The sequence below is a fragment of the Brevibacillus ruminantium genome, assembly GCF_023746555.1.
In the GTDB taxonomy this organism is placed as follows: Bacteria; Bacillota; Bacilli; order Brevibacillales; family Brevibacillaceae; genus Brevibacillus; species Brevibacillus ruminantium.
The window spans coordinates 5518246-5534174 of the sequence record NZ_CP098755.1 but is presented as its reverse complement, the minus strand read 5'-3'; the positions used below and the strand labels follow the sequence as shown (position 1 = coordinate 5534174).

The following is a 15929-nucleotide window of genomic DNA, read 5'->3' as shown; positions in this document are numbered from 1 at the left end:
TGATGGCATGGAAACGATAGCGAGCCTTGCCAGAAAGACCTGCCTTAGCTGTGCAAACAAGCCGGCGCTATCCAATGGAAGGACTACCTATTTATACAGGGAGCTGTGTGAGCGGACCGCCCGCCTGGCCCAAGCCCTGCTTGACCGCGGCTTGCAGAAGGGGGATCGGGTCGCGATCCTGATGTCAAACCGATTGGAGCATATCGAATTGGATGTAGCCATTGCTTGGGCGGGGCTGATTAAGGTTCCACTCAATTACCGACTCCATCCAAAAGAGCATGAATACATTCTGGAGCATTCGGGGGCCATCCTGTTGATAGCTGAACCCCATTTGTTACAGGGAATCGAGACATTGGGTCCCATTGTGACCACAGAGGAATACGAGGAGTGGATTTCGCCGTATCCCGACACCATTCCGGATATTGAGGTGGACGAAGACGATACCTACGCCATTATGTATACATCCGGAACAACCGGAAGGCCCAAAGGTGTAATGCTTACGCATCGCAATTTCATTTCCGGTGCGCTTTCTTTGATCATGGGCTGCGGGATTACTCAGCAGGATGTGATTGGCCATGTCGCTCCACTCACCCACGGCAGCAACTTCCTGGCTCAATGCGCTCTTTTATTAGGATGCAAGCAGGTGGTATTCAATAAGTTTGAACCGGAGGATTTTCTTGAGGCCATTGAAAAGGAGAAAATTACTACAGTCTTTCTCGTGCCGACGATGGTAAATCTGATGATTCATGAAGAGAGCTTCCGTTCGCGAGATCTTTCCTCCCTAAGGACGATCAATATGGCAGGTGCCCCGATGGCCGCGGAGAAAATCAAGGAAGCATTAGAACGGATCGGTCCTAAAATTGTCGAAACGTATGGACAGGTCGAGGCTCCCATGACCATTACCATGATGCCGAGGGACGAGTTGGCAAATAAGCCCGATTCTTGCGGGGCAATCGGTCCTTTTGTGGACGTGAAAATTGTAGATGACCTGGGGATGCCATTGTCCGATGGAGAGATAGGCGAGGTCATTTGCCGGGGATCGCTCGTGATGAAGGGGTACTGGAATCAGCCAGAGGCCACAGCCGAAACGCTAAAGGACGGATGGCTCCATACCGGGGACCTGGGGTGGCTTGATCCGCAGGGATTTTTGCATCTTGTGGACCGCAAAAAGGATGTGATCATTAGCGGAGGAGCGAATGTGTATCCGCGGGAGGTCGAAGAAGTGCTGAATCTTCATCCAGCGGTCAAGGAGACCTGCGTATTTGGCATCCCCGATGAGAAATGGGGAGAAGTTGTGTACGCCCATGTAGTGCTGAGAGATGGCCAAAAGGTGACAGAGCAGGAGCTGATTGAGCTGTGCCGGAATCACTTGGGCGGATATAAAAAACCAAAAGGGATTCACATCGTGGATCAGCTCCCGAAAAGCTCTTACGGAAAAATCATGCGCAAGGAAATTCGTGCAGAGTATTGGAGGGCATCCCAATGAGAACGGTTTCCGTAACAGGCATCGGTATGACGAAGTTCGGCAAGCATGATCGCAGCATCAAATCGCTCGGCGTGGAAGCATGCCGGGAAGCGTTGCGAGACGCCGGCCAGCCGAAGATCGATGCAATCTTTGTGGGCAATTTCATGGGAGGAAGCTTGGCCAGACAAGAAATTCTGGGCTCTATGCTGGCCAGCGAGCTGGGATTGGGTGCGATTCCCTCCGCCAAAATGGAAGGAGCCTGTGCTTCCGGAGGGATTGCCTTCCGGCAGGCCTACCAGCTCATCACTGCCGGAATCTATGATCGAGTCCTGGTTGTGGGGGTTGAAAAGATGACACTTGCCGGAACGGAGGCGGTGACACACGCCATTAACACGGCAATGGACAATGACTCCAATGAGGGACCTGCCGGATTGACGTTCCCGGGATTTTTCGGCATTGTGGCCAATCGTTACTTCTATGAAACAGGTGCACACAGGGAGCATTTAGCCATGGTAGCCATGAAAAACCGCCAATATGCACGAAATAACCAAAAGGCCCAATTCCAAAAAGAGACCTCCATGGAGGAGATCCTGCAAGCCCGAATGATCTGTGACCCGCTCGGATTATTTGATTGTTCTCCGATTACGGACGGCGCTGCTGCGGTGGTTCTTTCAGCAAAAGAAGAGGGTGTCCAGGTGCTTGCCTCCGGTCAGGCATCAGGCCCGCCGCTCATGCAGGAGATTCCCGAGCTGCTGACGATTTCCGCCACGGTGGAAGCGGCGCGGCAAGCGTATGCCCAAGCGGGATTGGGACCCGAGGATATCGATGTGCTCGAGCTTCATGATTGCTTCTCCATGACCGAGCTTCTTGCAATTGAAGACCTTGGCTTTTTCGAAAAGGGATCAGGCTGGCAGGCCGTCGAGCAAGGACTGACACAGCACGGCGGGAAGATTCCGGTCAATACGAGCGGAGGCCTCCTTTCCCGAGGACATCCGATTGGCGCCACCGGTGTTGCACAAATCATTCAGATTGTTTCCCAGCTTAGAGGAACAGCATCCAACCAAGTGCCGGGAGCCCGGATCGGCATGGCGCAAAATTTGGGCGGAACGGGAGCGTATTCCGTAGTCCATCTTTTTGCTGGAAAGGGGGTTTAGCGCATGGAAATCACGGTAGTAGTTTGCGAGGAATGCGGCCATCAAGCCATCCCGCCTAAATACGGCTGTCCAAAATGCACCTCCGATCATCTTGTTGAAAAGAAATACACAGGCACAGGCATCATTTATTCCTACACTACAATTCGAGTAGCGGCAGGAAAGTATGAATCACAGCTGCCTTATATCGTCGCCTTGGTCGAATTGGACGGGGGATTGAGAGTCACGGCCCGATTGGAGGGAGATCAGGCTGCAATCGGACAGCGTGTGAAGATGAACCGGGTAGAGGAATCGATTTATTGGTTTGAGTAAAGGGCATGGATTTGAGTAAGGCATCTCCAGTCAAAAAACGACCGCGTTTCGCGAACGTATGCTGGGGATTACGAAAACCTTGATTCAAAAGCAGATCGATATGGGGGGAGTCAACTTAGGCATGGATGCGGCACGACATTTATTGCGCCCAATCTGTGGTTCAACTCGCAAGGTGAAGGCATTGCTTCAAACGAAAGCGAAAATCGATATGAGTTCGTTAGAGCAAGCATACGAGGGGTAATGGATTCCCATGATGTAAAGGAAAGGCCGTCCCACAAGGATGGCCTTTAATCTTCTGTTACAAACAACGTAGAGAGCCTTATCATAAGAAGACGTTTACTTTTTTTTATACACCAATCGCCTTAACAATATTTCCAATGGACCATTCAAATTATTTTTTTCCAATAACGTCGCCAACACGACAGAAAAGATCCAAATCGCCACTGCAATCATAGCAGCTATCCCGTTACTTACATGTCCGCCTAAATCAAGTGCGACTGGTGACAGGAATAGAACGATCATGGCCTCATTCCAAACAAAGAATGTTAAAGAACGCTTCCCTAAAGCTATAAAAGAATAGCTAATGTGCCCTGGCTTTTTTAACCTGGCCCCGATTATTCCGAAAATCGCCGCATAGGCTAATCCTCCGGCGATTCCTGTTAACATGTGGAGTCCGGATAGTAAACCCGCTGTAAAGAAACCTGGATGCCATACGCTTCCTAACAAGGATAAAGGTAACGCTCCTAGTAAGGAGACAGTCAATCCCACAAAGATTATGAAATAAAGTGTTCTTACATGCTGCTCAGGTTTTGTTAATAACTGATATCGAGCGATCCACATTCCTGCTAAAACGGAAGGAAGAATGGGGAACAAAAAATGAATCATGATCGGAATCGTAGGAAAATAAATCAGGGTTACCATCGTTGTATGCAGGTATGTGTCTGTGGCCGAAACATCTGGAGCAAAACCGTAACTTCCGATCTTTTGCATGTTGAAGCCCCATATGATGGGAGTAAAAAGACAATAGAATAAAGTGACAATCGAAAACGTTCGTATGAGTGTTTTGATTTCACGTGTTAATAGCCAGCTAACGAGAAGCCCTGCTAAACCGTATGCCATTAGAATATCTTGGCCGCCAATGAAGATCGCTAACAGGATTCCAAACAGAATCAAATACCAGGAACGTCGTCGTATCGTTTTTAAGGTATCTTTTTCTGTTTTTCCTTTAGAGATTTGACTTTTAAATGACAGTACTAAACCATACCCGAATAATACGGCAAACATCGCTCTTGCCCGGTTATCAATAAAGAACATACCAAAAAGGTTCACGATTTGATCAAAGAAGTTTATGCCCGCGGCCCTTTGCATGATTCCAGGTTCTGAGTTGTACAAATACAGGGGGGCATGTGCGAGTGCAATGAGCAGTAACATGACACCTCTTGCCAGATCCAATGAAGTGGCACGATTTTTTCCTTCAGTTGTTTTATTGTTTAATGGAACGGACATACTGATCTTCTCCTTGGTCTTTGACAAATACCTCCAGCTCATTCAAATCTTTGCGCAAATGCTTCGCTTTTTTCGTATTTCCGTCCCGAATGGCATTTCGTCTTTCATACAAAATAGTATTTACACGTGAACTGAATCGCTCATCCTCTAATTTCCATAGGCCATATTCCTGTTGGTAAGGATCTTGTTCCACCCATGGGAATCTGTGCATCAAAAAAGCATCTTTAATTTTGCTTGGGGGAATATCAGATGTTTCACGTAACCATTCTCGACCTGCTTGATCAATGACCACTACTTGACGATTGTCTACAAAAACGGCTTTTACTTGAGACCTTGTGATTTGTTTTTCTTGGTCATCTTTATTAATATGAATGCTTTCCGAAGTAATCCTCATCTTTAAAGCATCACTATAAATGATGAAAGAAAATAGAATCCCAACAATGACACCAACAAACATAAGAATGACGGATAACCAAAAAGGATAGCTCTTCACCGTAAAACGTGCTTGATCTCCCTCTATCGCAGTTTTTCGTAGTTATGTAGCCGGTTTACACTCCAGTCTAATGCGAATCTTGAATCTCTCTAGATTGCGGTAGCCGTAGGCTCTTCGTTTGATCACCTTCACTTTGTTGTGTGTCCCTTCAATCTTGGCATTCGTTACCCGAAAGGAGAAATAATTCTGAATGGGCTCTCGCCACTGGACAATCGTTTTGGCAATGGAACGAACCGCAGGAGTCGGAGAATAGAGATGGTCGTCAATCCATTTCTGAAGTGCTTCCTCGCCTGCCTCTTGGGTTTGAACGGCATACACGGTTCTTATGTCTTGAAGCGCAAAGTAGAGTCGTTTGAGGTGTGGATCTTCTGCTAACCAATTCTTCAGTTCCTGAAGCTCTTCGGGCTTCAGCTTGTCAGGGATCGTATGGAGCAGGCGTTGCTCATGTCTGCCCCGACGATGTGTTCCACGAGCATGAGTGCGTTTTCGGGTAGCTTCCAACGCTTTCGAGAAAAGCTGGATCACGTGAAATTTATCTGCTACCACAAGGGTATGCTTCCAGACTTGGCGTACTGTTTCAGCCATTCCTGGAGCCAAATCCGTGACAACTACATGGGGAGCCTTACGAAAGGGCCATTGCTGCAGGGCGTTTCGTACCTGTTCACGTGAACGTCCTTCTGTGACTTGCCAGATATGACCGGTTTGAGCATCCATGAGGTTCACGCCGTACTTATGTCCTTTTTGCAACGCAAACTCATCCAGACAGACCACTTCAGGAGCTTCATGTTCTTTTGGTTGAGCAAGGCGTTGGGGGGCCAGTTGGTAGTACCAGCGTTCGAGTGTCGAGTAGGCCACACTCAATTGCTTGGCAACCGAGAGCAAATCCCGGCCGCGGCACATATCCACCGCCATCTCTTGAAAAGCAGAGGTGACCAATCCTCGAGGCGGGATACCGTTCCATTCCACTGTCCATGTAAGCCCACAACTCGCACAGCGCTGGCGATACACGGGAACGGATACCCAGACGGTCCCCCAAGAAGGAACGAAACGATGACGAAGAATACGCCGTCCAGGACGGGCATGGTTGGTACTGGCTCGGAGACAGATCGGACAAAGATAACAAGCAGAATTCGGTTCCAGAACAGCGATCCAATCCGTTTCCGTTGTTTTTTCCCAATGAGTGAGATGGAATGATGGAAGTCTGACAAAGTCTGTGCTAAAATCAAGGCACAACGCAGATTTCCTCCTTTTCAGTGGTTGTCTCGACAACTCCCACGATAGAGGAACATCTGCGTTTTTTCAATGTCTAGCACGGGTTATGGTGATGAATCAAAAGGATGAATAAAAATCAAAAGATCGATTAATTTTGAATCAGATAAAAAAGGGATTTTTTTAATGATTTCTAACAAACTGGGTAAAAACCATCCAATTATTCCTAAAATGATCGGATTTACGATCACAAGCAGCTTTTCCAAAAAACTTAGTCCAATGACAGATGTATTTTTCATGGGCAGTCAATCCCTTCTTGTTGGGGTTCGCTGTTTAGACAATGTGTTTCTTTACCATTTTGATGAGTTCGTCTGAGTAATTTTCCATTGGGATAGATGAATTTGCCTTCAACATTCGTTCTTCGATCGCCCCTAAAATAAATGAAGCGACGATTTCAGTTTGAAAGGATTGAGTAAACTCGCCATTTTGCCTGCCTTCCTTGAGAATTTCCACTAACATCATTCGAAGCGCGTCTTCTTCATTTTCTTCCTCCATTCTGTAATAAGCCATGCCCTCTTCATTTCGGGCAGTAAAGACAATCTCGATTAAAGCGATATTATGTTTATGATGAGTTTCTTGATAGGCCAAATGCGCTTCAATAAAAGTCTCCAGTTGTTTCGCGGCAGATTGGGCTAATGTAACCTTACTGCTGATAAAATCATGTTGCTTTGCAACTAAAAACTGTAAGGTGTGATTCATCAGGTCATGCTTGTCATTAAAATGATAAGAAATAAGTCCGGTGCTGATCTTAGCCTTTTTCGCTACCTTCGTTAAGCTTAAATTGTTATATCCAACCTCTTCTAAAGTATCGATGCATGCGAGAATAATTTGCTCTCTTCTAGCCTCTGCGATAAAAGAATCGGTCATGCTATTCATCTCCTGAACTACATTTTTGATTGAACGGACAAAAAATTGATTGGTCATTCAATTAGATTCTAGTAAGGAATTAAGATCTTGTCAAATGTTTTAGATAAATAGCATGACAAAATCCCGACGAGCGTATCGTCGGGACTTTTTGTATGCCTTGCGATTAGTCCGGTCGTCCTGCAGTGAAAGCAAACATAACCAAGCTTTTTGCATTGATAAGAAAATGATTGCTCATCAAACTCCCTATGCTCCATCTCCGAAAAAGTCTCCCAAGTTCTCCGTGTGGGTGAGGAACCGGATAAAAACGAACAAGATTTGACAGTAACAAACTCCCCTGCTAAAATGAATGATATTCAGTCATTTCTGCCGGAGGCTCTGCATATGGATAAAAAAACAAAGATCGTGCAAGCGTCGATCGAGGTTTTTAAAGAGAAAGGCATCGAAAAAACCAAGATATCAGACATCGTCAAAAAGGCGGAGATTGCCCAAGGGACATTTTATTTGTATTTCCCTTCGAAATTATCGGTTATGCCTGCGATTGCAGAGCAAATTGTGTTGCAATTGATCAAAAAGGTGGAAGCCAACGTCGCTCTGGAAGCTCCTTTACAGGAACAGCTCAGCCAGCTGGTGGATGCCATTTTTCAGGTAACGGGCGAATTTCGTGATGTCACCGTTCTGGTCTATGCCGGTTTTTCAACGACGGAGAATATGAGTGAGTGGGAAACCATCTATACGCCGTTTTACGATCTGCTGGCGTCTCTGCTGGAAACGAATAAAAGCCGCCATCTCATTCGTGAAACGATCGATGCTGCTCGTACCGCCAAATTGGTTCTTGGACTGATTGAAACTGCTGCAGAGCAGGTCTATTTATATGATGCGTACGACGCTCAAAAAGAAGCAGAGCAGAAGGCGGAATTGCTGACATTTTTAGAACATGCTTTGCGTCCGTAAAGTATGTTGGATTTTAGACAAAAATGACTGAATGTCAGTCATCAGGGAGTGAGTGGAATGAACAAAAGTTGGATGTATGTAGTCATGACGTGTTTGTTGGAAATGGTATGGGTTTTTGGCTTTCGTACCGCAGAATCTGCCTGGCAGTGGGTGCTTGTGGTAGGTGTGATCGTCATAGATTTTTATTTTCTCTCAAAATCCTGTGAAGGGTTACCGACCGGAACGGTTTACGCGGTGTTTGCCGGGGTCGGTTCCATCGGGACGGTATTCATGGATTCCTTTTTGTTTGGCGGAAGCATGAACTTGCTGAAGGTCCTCTTTATTGGAGTGCTTGTGGCTGGTGTTGTTGGTTTGAAGCTGGCTGATAATCAGAAGGAAGAAAGGGTGCATCCATAATGGGTTGGGTATTTGTCGTCTTGGCTGCTATCAGTGAAATGGTTGGGGTTGTGGGCTTGAAGCTATTTAGCCGGGTAAAGAACATTCGCCACGGGGGATTATTTATCGGCGGGTTTACGCTGTCATTTGCTTTGCTCTATCAGGCATTTGACTACCTGCAATTAAGTATTGCTTACGCTGTATGGATTGGTTTGGGAACAGCAGGTGCCGTGTTGATCAATATGATCTTTTTCGGAGAGTCCAGAAGCGCAGCTCGGATTGTCAGCTTACTCCTGATTATCATTGGTGTTACCGGACTAAAGGTTGTTTCGTAAATAAAAGACCTTCAAGGGAGCTGCAGTGGCCAGCTCCCTTTTTTCGCTTTATTTCGTATGACTCCTTTGCCATTAAACTTTCACAATCTGGTTCGTGCAAACAAAAAAGCCAGAGAAAAATTGGAAGAGCCATTCTACTTCATGTAAAATGTGTTCCATGGTTTCGACATATTTCGATGGGTTGGTGATGTTTATTAAAATGGCTGCGAACGATCAAACACTTCCGTTATGAATAAACAAAAAGGTCCAATATGAGCTTCCAGACTAGTTATATGAGGTGCAGCCAATGCTTGGAAAATTTGTATCGCTGAAAACAAAGCTGACAGCGATTATCTCGCTTTTTACGATGATAGTGGTATTCGCTATTTCGGTTATTGACTATTTCCAGTTAAAGCAAAACATCATTACAGAGAAAGCCATGCAGTACCAGATGGTCAATGATCAAATCATCCATTCGGTAAAAAATGTAGATTTGGTGTACGGTGTCTTTGAACAGGATATGGAAAGCCAGATGCGGAAGGCGCTGGAGGAGCTGACGAAGAAGTATCAGAATGAACCTGATTTGAACAATTGGGATTTTGGCGCGTTAAAAAATAGTTTGAATAACATGGATATCTTTGTGATTGATCGAAGCATGAAAGTCGCCTTTTCGAATGTAGAAAGTGACGTTGGGCTAGACTTTAGCAATGCAGGAGCGTTCACCAATCTTCTGAAAAAACGAATAGATGGAAATGAATTTACCGCCGACGGCATGGAAGTATCCGTGACTACCGGAGCAATCAAAAAGTTTGCTTACCTCCCAACCCCTGATCATCAATACTTGCTTGAGGTAGGCATCAATCTTCAGGACAGCAGCCTGTTTAAAGCTTTTAATTTCCTTGATGTTTCTGAGGAGATCCTCAAGAAATACGATATCGTAAAAGAGATTACGGTCTATTCCCACGATGGGTACGCGCTCGGAAAACAGGGGGAAAACGGCAAAGCATTGACGCTTGCTGAACATCTCAAGCCTGCTTTTACCGAAGCGTACCAAACCCAGGAGATCAGGGAGTATACAGAAACGGTGGACGGACAGGAGCTGGTGCATCGCTTTTCCCCGTATCGATTGGATGAAAAGTCGAGCGACCTTAGCCGATCCAGGGTCATTGAAATCGTCTTTGATAATACCGAACTCAATGAACTGCTTTCCAACAAGCTGACGGGTGCCGTCATAAAAATATCCGTGGCTGTCGCGGCGGCGATCGCAATCTCGTTTGCCATCAGCCGCTTGATCACGGGTCCGATCGTCCGTATGAAACACCTGGTTGAAAGAACGGCCCAATTTGATTTGCGGGACGGCGCTTCGCAAAAGGTACAAACACAAGATGAAATAGGGTTCATGGCCCGTTCGATCCTCACCATGCGGGAACAATTGCACGAGGTCGCTCAGAAGCTGGTTTCAGCCTCGCATTCTCTTGCCGATAATGCGCAAACCATCCAAACCTCTACGGCCCAGGTGAGCGATCAATCGAAGGAAACGGCGAAGGCAGCCCAAGTATTGTTAAAGCATGTGCAGGAAACCATGGCCACTACGGAGGAAATGAACGCAACGTTAAACGACATTCAAGCGGTCATCCAATCTGTTTCCATGCAAACCGCCGAGGCGGCTTCCGCGTCGCAAGAAGTCAGCTCCCGGGCTGAAAACATGAAGCAGACTGCCACTGCTGCCAGAGAAACCGCGGATCAAATTTATCAAGAAGTAAAACAACAAGTGGAAACGGCAATCGAGCAATCTACCGCATCGATGGAACAAATCCATTTATTGGTTGACGCGATCTTGAATATCTCGCAGCAAACGAATCTGCTGGCCTTGAATGCCGCGATTGAAGCGGCCCGCGCCGGGGAAAGCGGCAAAGGTTTTTCAGTCGTCGCCGATGAGATTCGAAAACTGGCTACTCAGTCATCCAATTTAGTTGGGAATATACAAGGTGTTATTGAAATTGCACGGGAATCGGTGGACAATCTATCCAGCAGTTCGTCGAAAGTCTTGGATTTTATTGATCGTAAGGTTCAGGCGGATTATGGCAGTCTCATCGACATTTCCGAACAATATGATGGGGACGCAAACTATTTTGGCACACTGCTCTCCGAATTCAGCGCTGCATTCGAAGAATTGAATGCCTCCATCACCAATACCGTTGCTGCCGTAGAGCAGATCACGAACTCTGTCAGCATGAATGCCGAGCAAATTGAAACCATATCCAAGCAGTCAGGGTTCATTGCGGATAATAACGATCAAGTTGCCGCCATTTCTCAAAAGAATGCCGATTCTGCCCATATATTGCGAGAAGTTGTGGAAAGGTTCAAGTTATAATCGATGGCAGCCGGAACAAACTGGCTTCCGTTTCCTTCGTTCCCCAACGTGCAAGCACGTTTGAAGTGAGTACGACATGCCCCCAAAAACCGCTGAACACATAGAAATCTGGTGTTTAGCGGTTTTTCGCAAAAATAAACAGGAAAGGACACGTTGAAACTCAACGTCATACAAAAACATGCGCGTAGTACAGTGCCCGGAGAGCGATGCGGCGCTGCAGCATGAGGTTCTTGCCGCTATTTCGGGGATGCTGCAAAACGGGAAACAGATATTCAGTGAGGAAGAGGATGAGCGGATCGCTACTATCGTAGATACGATGATTGACCAAGCCCTGCTGCCGCAGCAGGAGATCGCCGATTGGATTACCGGTTTGGCACAGTGCGGCAGTTGGCCGAGAAGCCGAAGTCAGGCTATCGCCCGGGTGAACAGCAAGAACTTTCTGCGCAGTCTTTATTTTCGAGGGAGACAGGATCGCTACGGGGATAGTCATCTCTCTGCCATACTCACCGCCGAGGCGGCATTGAACAAGTTTGGTTGAACATACCCCCACTTTGTCAAACTGGGTAAGAATTGGAAGTAGGCGTCTTCTCGGCTAAATACGATAAAACAGGAGTAGTCTTTTTTGGCATAACACCATCTTGTGCGTAGGAGGTTATTTCTGTCTCAGAAGGCCGGTGAAACCACAGGCGTGAAAAAAAGCATAGAGAGAAAAGCAAGACCTTCTTACACACGCTCATGTAAGAAGGTTTTGCTTATTGACCTTCTTGGCAACGAAGGAATAGGCATGTGTGTATTGACAGATAGTGTATCGTTTGTGTATTCTGTGTATGTCGTTAATACACAGTTATCTGGAGGGTAAATGAAAATTATCATTTCCAACGTGTCCGATCTGCCTATCTATCAGCAGATCAAAAATCAGATAAAGGATGCAATCCTGCGCGGTGAACTGGAAGAAGGAGAGATGCTTCCATCCATACGCGCATTGGCAAATGATCTGCGTGTGAGTGTTCTGACTACCCGAAGAGTCTACGACGAGCTTGAATCGGAAGGCTTTATTACAACCAGAGCGGGGAAGGGGTCATTTGTAGCCAAAGAAAACCTGGAACTGCTGCTGGAATCGAAACGACATATGGTGGAAGTAAAACTGATGGAGGCGTGGAATACTGCACGTACGCTTGGGATTGGCAAAAACGAGTTGTATGCCATGATGGATGTACTTTTTGAGGAGGGAGAGGAATGAAGCCGGTTCTAGAGGTAAAAGGATTGAAGAAGGACTTGGGTGCTTTCGCCTTGAAGGACGTTAGCTTTTCCTTGCTTGAAGGCTGCATTACCGGATTTATCGGTGTCAACGGTGCTGGAAAAACGACGACGATCAAATCGATTCTCGGATTAATCGGAAAGGACGCCGGAGAGATTCTCTTTTACGGCAAAGAGATTGAATCCGTGGAGCGAGATTTCAAAAACCGCATCGGGATCGTATTGGATGAAGGGTATTTCTATGAAGATCTCACGTTGCTGGATATGAAAAGGATTATGGCTCCAGCATACGCCCATTGGGACGAAGCGCTCTTTCAGAAGTATATGAAGGACTTCGACCTGCCAGCCGGTCAGCAAATCAGCACGTTGTCCAAAGGCATGCGCATGAAATACGCGATCGCACTGGCCATGTCCCATCATCCAGACTTGTTGATCATGGATGAACCGACAAGCGGACTCGATCCTCAAGTGAGAATGGAATTGATGGATATCCTGCTTGCTTTTATCAAGCAAGAGGGAAAAAGTGTTTTCTTTTCATCCCATATTACCTCTGACTTGGACAAAGTGGCAGACATGCTGATTTTCATCGAGAATGGCCGAATCATCTTAAGTGAAGAAAAAGATGTTCTGTTAGACAGACACTGTCTGGTGAAAGGAGATCGAAAAGAACTGAATGAACATACGCGGGGATTGTTTTTGACTCTTCATGAAACCGACTACGGCTTTTCCGGTTTGACAGACAATAAAACGGCTGTTCGCCAGCAGATGGGAAACGTGATTGTGGAAAGACCCGCCATTGAAGACGTCATGTTGGCGTACATCAGGAGGTAATGTAGATGGTATATCATCTGGTCAAAAAGGATTTCCTTCTCGCCAAAAAGTATTGGACCGTCATGTTAATCGCCGGATTGGTGCTGCCGATTTTTATCAAGAGCAAAGTCGATTTTATGCCGGGAGGTTTTCTCGCATTTTTTCTCAGCACTCTTTTTATTCAATATTTGCTGTTCAATACCGTGTCGATGATTGAGTATAAAAGCAAAGGCTCAGCCCTTCTTTGCGCAACACCATATACAAGAAGGACCATCGTGATCGCAAAATACTTCTTTCTCCTCGCCATTTTTGCGGGCTGCTATCTTTTATATTCCTTTGCAAGCCTGCTGATTCCGGCCAAGATGGAAATGCTGAGTTTGTCAGAGGTTGGCGTGTCCATCCTCGTCATGGCAGCTGTTTTCGGGGTGATGATCCCTGTCCAGTATCGCTTCGGTTATGAAAAATCCAAGTATATCTTTATGTTTCTGATCTTTTTATTCCCATTCGTATTTCCACAGATGATCAGAGCCATGCAATTCCAACAGATCGGACTGCAAAATCTGCTTCCTTTACCTGGAGTCGTTCAAGTGTTGTTCCTGGGTCTACTGGCTCTCTCCATTTCTTGGATCTCGATGGAGTGCTCTGCGAGAATCTACGCGAAGCAGAACTTGTGATCACGCGCTGAGAGATAACTCTCAATTCACCAATGATAGCTCCAAAACGGGGCTATTTTTCATTCTTGCATGTCTGCGCTGATATTGAACAATATAGATGTCCAGTTCTTGGCTCAAGGCCAAGACGGAAGTATCTGAGATTCCTTTCTCTTTGACCATCTTGCATAATTGCAGACGCAGCTGTTCAATCGTGAGTTTCAGTTTATCTTCCTCCAATATAATTCCTCCACAATCATATAGTAGGGTCCGTACTGCCGTAGATTCCCTCTGAAAAATTTTTTCCATTCTATAAAGAGAGGCCAGGAAATGCCTCTTTTCGCGTAACATCGGCATTCATTTGATCTATGAAACGCATTTCATGTAGGCTCATATCAGAACCTGTAACTACATGGTAAAATATGTCTCAAAATTTTTTTGACAATAAAAAGCAGCAGACGTTTTACAAAATTCGACCAAATTCGAGTATATGGATATAAAAAAGCATCCCTTTCCTGTTAATGAGGAAAGGGATGCTTTTGTTATTCTGCACAAATTAACCTCGTGGGTCGTCAGTATTTACTTTGATTTTTGTCGCCTGTGACAAAGCTAGTTGGTTATCTTGGGCTCCGAAATTTGGTGCAAAGAGTAGAGAGCAAGCCAGTGTCAACGATAACGCTGTAAGAATAGTGAACTTTTTCTTCATTTGTATTCCTCCTTAATATTGCCATTATTGACATTATTATACACTACTTTTAGTTTTCCTAGAAGATCTAATTTTATTTCTTTTCCTTGATCATAGTGAAAGGTATAGATATGCTCCGAACATTCCATCATGTCTTTCCGGGCATTGATTCTACCGAAAAAACGCATGGCTTGTAGAAAAGCTTCAATTCCATCAGAAAAAGCACCTTGGCCAATAAGGAATGTTCCTTTTTGTTTAAAGTACCTCCCTATCTCAGAAAAATAGTAGGGAGTGGTAAATTCAGTTGCAAGATTTTTCTCCTCTTGTTCCAAAAGCTGTTGGATAGCATTTACGTCGTTTTTTTTGAGGAGTGTCTCCAATAAAATATTTACCCGATGCAATCGATTGATTTTGGTTGCTTCCTCCAAACACTCTTTTAACAAGGGGATTGCTTCGTCATAATGTCCGTTTTTAGAAAGGATGATTGCTCGATAATACTTTAATCTTCGAGTAACAAAGCGGTATTCTAATTCTTCGTATAGTTTCAGATGTTCTTCCAAACCTGCAATATCATCCATCCGATAGTATGAATTGCAGATCGCCCAGGCCACCCTTTCCTTGGTCTCATTAACCGTCGCATCCTCGGCATGTCCCATTTTTCCAAGCTCAATACACTTCTCATATTTCTTCAGATCATGCGCCTGAAAAGCCATCTGATAGTAAAAATGGATTCTTTCTTCTTGATCCAGGAAATCCGTGTAATGAAGAACCTCTTCCCCGAGCCGAAAGGATTCTTCCAGCAGATTTAAATCATGCATTTCGATGAGAAATTTCTGCATTAATCCCTTGGCCAGGTATCGCTGCATGCCGCGTTCCCTTGCGTATTTAATGATGACGTCGTACAAAGGAAGCTGGACGCTTTTCTCTTTCAGGGAACCGACAAAATCATAGAGTCGTTCCATCAAGGTATGACTTTCTTTATAGGGAGTCTGCAGAAAACGCAATGCAACTTTTGCAACGAGCGGTATATTGGACAAATGAATGGCCTCATTGATCAGTTCAAACAGGACTTCCGGACGGCTGTCAATCTCGATGTAGTGTTCAATGATATCGGCAGTGGGAATGTCCAGGGTTTTCGCGATCGGCATGATCGTTTTTAATTCCGGGCGCTTGGTACCGCCATTTTCGATCTTCGCAATCACTCCTTTGTGAACCCCGGTCACTTTCGCCAGATGTGAAATGCTTAAGCTTGACTGTTCTCTATATCTTTTTATGACATCACCGATGGTCGTAAATCGAAGAGTCCTTACAGTTGCCTCCATAGGCCTTCACCTTCCAATCAGATCGATGCTTTATTTTTGTTCACTCTCTTTTATATCGGTTGATTTATCCAAATATTAACATTATGCGGGTTTTTTGTAAAATGCTGATTGTGCGGCAAAGGGATAGC

Annotated in this window: 16 protein-coding genes and 2 pseudogenes; 11 read left to right on the top strand and 7 right to left on the bottom strand. The window is 45.5% G+C overall.

The genetic code is table 11. From position 1 onward, the window contains the following. Window positions 1-7 precede the first annotated feature (7 nt). From NDK47_RS27060 to NDK47_RS27050, 3 genes are read left to right on the top strand one after another with little or no spacing between them, the layout of a single operon-like run. Window positions 8-1486, top strand: a complete 1479-nt coding sequence (locus tag NDK47_RS27060) for a class I adenylate-forming enzyme family protein (RefSeq protein ID WP_251872805.1) — start codon at window positions 8-10, stop codon at window positions 1484-1486. Then, window positions 1483-2619, top strand: a complete 1137-nt coding sequence (locus NDK47_RS27055; protein WP_251872804.1) for a thiolase C-terminal domain-containing protein — start codon at window positions 1483-1485, stop codon at window positions 2617-2619. The genes NDK47_RS27060 and NDK47_RS27055 overlap by 4 nt, the downstream gene beginning before the upstream one ends. A 3-nt stretch (window positions 2620-2622) precedes the next feature. Continuing rightward, a complete protein-coding gene (locus NDK47_RS27050; protein ID WP_251872803.1) occupies window positions 2623-2928 on the top strand; it encodes a Zn-ribbon domain-containing OB-fold protein in 306 nt (101 codons plus the stop codon). A gap of 336 nt (window positions 2929-3264) precedes the next feature. On the opposite strand, the gene NDK47_RS27045 is transcribed toward NDK47_RS27050, so the two are convergent. The 4 genes and pseudogenes from NDK47_RS27045 to NDK47_RS27030 all read right to left on the bottom strand — a co-directional run bounded on the left by NDK47_RS27045 (window position 3265) and on the right by NDK47_RS27030 (window position 7063). After that, complete coding sequence (locus NDK47_RS27045) at window positions 3265-4434, bottom strand: DUF418 domain-containing protein (protein ID WP_251872802.1); 1170 nt, start codon at window positions 4432-4434, stop codon at window positions 3265-3267. After that, window positions 4412-4915: pseudogene (locus NDK47_RS27040) on the bottom strand (YqeB family protein); the annotation flags it as partial. The gene NDK47_RS27045 and the pseudogene NDK47_RS27040, both read right to left, overlap by 23 nt. A gap of 54 nt (window positions 4916-4969) precedes the next feature. Continuing rightward, a complete protein-coding gene (locus tag NDK47_RS27035) occupies window positions 4970-6160 on the bottom strand; it encodes an ISL3 family transposase (RefSeq protein WP_172920624.1) in 1191 nt (396 codons plus the stop codon). A gap of 309 nt (window positions 6161-6469) precedes the next feature. Further along, window positions 6470-7063: a TetR/AcrR family transcriptional regulator gene (locus NDK47_RS27030; protein ID WP_251872800.1), complete on the bottom strand. Its 594-nt coding sequence runs from the start codon at window positions 7061-7063 to the stop codon at window positions 6470-6472. A gap of 381 nt (window positions 7064-7444) precedes the next feature. Between NDK47_RS27030 and NDK47_RS27025 the strand changes: the two genes are divergently transcribed. The 8 genes and pseudogenes from NDK47_RS27025 to NDK47_RS26990 all read left to right on the top strand — a co-directional run bounded on the left by NDK47_RS27025 (window position 7445) and on the right by NDK47_RS26990 (window position 13818). Then, window positions 7445-8014 (top strand): TetR/AcrR family transcriptional regulator, encoded by a 570-nt coding sequence (locus NDK47_RS27025; protein WP_251872799.1) that lies wholly within the window; start codon window positions 7445-7447, stop codon window positions 8012-8014. Window positions 8015-8071: 57 nt separating this feature from the next. Next, a complete protein-coding gene (locus tag NDK47_RS27020; protein WP_251872798.1) occupies window positions 8072-8410 on the top strand; it encodes a DMT family transporter in 339 nt (112 codons plus the stop codon). Further along, window positions 8410-8724, top strand: coding sequence for a DMT family transporter (locus NDK47_RS27015; protein WP_251872797.1), 315 nt, complete (start codon window positions 8410-8412; stop codon window positions 8722-8724). Before NDK47_RS27020 ends, NDK47_RS27015 begins: the two co-directional genes overlap by 1 nt. A 286-nt stretch (window positions 8725-9010) precedes the next feature. Then, a complete protein-coding gene (locus tag NDK47_RS27010; RefSeq protein WP_251872796.1) occupies window positions 9011-11077 on the top strand; it encodes a methyl-accepting chemotaxis protein in 2067 nt (688 codons plus the stop codon). A 178-nt stretch (window positions 11078-11255) separates the two neighbouring features. Continuing rightward, window positions 11256-11615 (top strand): annotated as a pseudogene (locus NDK47_RS27005) (DUF2785 domain-containing protein); the annotation flags it as partial. Between the two features lie 321 nt (window positions 11616-11936). After that, on the top strand, window positions 11937-12317 hold the full coding sequence (locus NDK47_RS27000; protein ID WP_251872795.1) for a GntR family transcriptional regulator: 381 nt from the start codon (window positions 11937-11939) through the stop codon (window positions 12315-12317). Then, a complete protein-coding gene (locus NDK47_RS26995; RefSeq protein WP_251872794.1) occupies window positions 12314-13165 on the top strand; it encodes an ABC transporter ATP-binding protein in 852 nt (283 codons plus the stop codon). The genes NDK47_RS27000 and NDK47_RS26995 overlap by 4 nt, the downstream gene beginning before the upstream one ends. 5 nt (window positions 13166-13170) lie before the next feature. Then, a complete protein-coding gene (locus tag NDK47_RS26990) occupies window positions 13171-13818 on the top strand; it encodes an ABC-2 transporter permease (RefSeq protein ID WP_251872793.1) in 648 nt (215 codons plus the stop codon). A 21-nt stretch (window positions 13819-13839) separates the two neighbouring features. On the opposite strand, the gene NDK47_RS26985 is transcribed toward NDK47_RS26990, so the two are convergent. From NDK47_RS26985 to NDK47_RS26975, 3 genes are all read right to left on the bottom strand, one after another. Continuing rightward, window positions 13840-14034 (bottom strand): aspartyl-phosphate phosphatase Spo0E family protein, encoded by a 195-nt coding sequence (locus NDK47_RS26985; protein WP_251872792.1) that lies wholly within the window; start codon window positions 14032-14034, stop codon window positions 13840-13842. 316 nt (window positions 14035-14350) lie between these two features. Further along, entirely contained in the window at window positions 14351-14500 is a 150-nt protein-coding gene (locus NDK47_RS26980; RefSeq protein WP_251872791.1) for a hypothetical protein, read from the bottom strand. Continuing rightward, complete coding sequence (locus NDK47_RS26975) at window positions 14497-15801, bottom strand: helix-turn-helix domain-containing protein (protein WP_251872790.1); 1305 nt, start codon at window positions 15799-15801, stop codon at window positions 14497-14499. The genes NDK47_RS26980 and NDK47_RS26975 overlap by 4 nt, the downstream gene beginning before the upstream one ends. Between the last annotated feature and the right edge of the window lie 128 nt (window positions 15802-15929).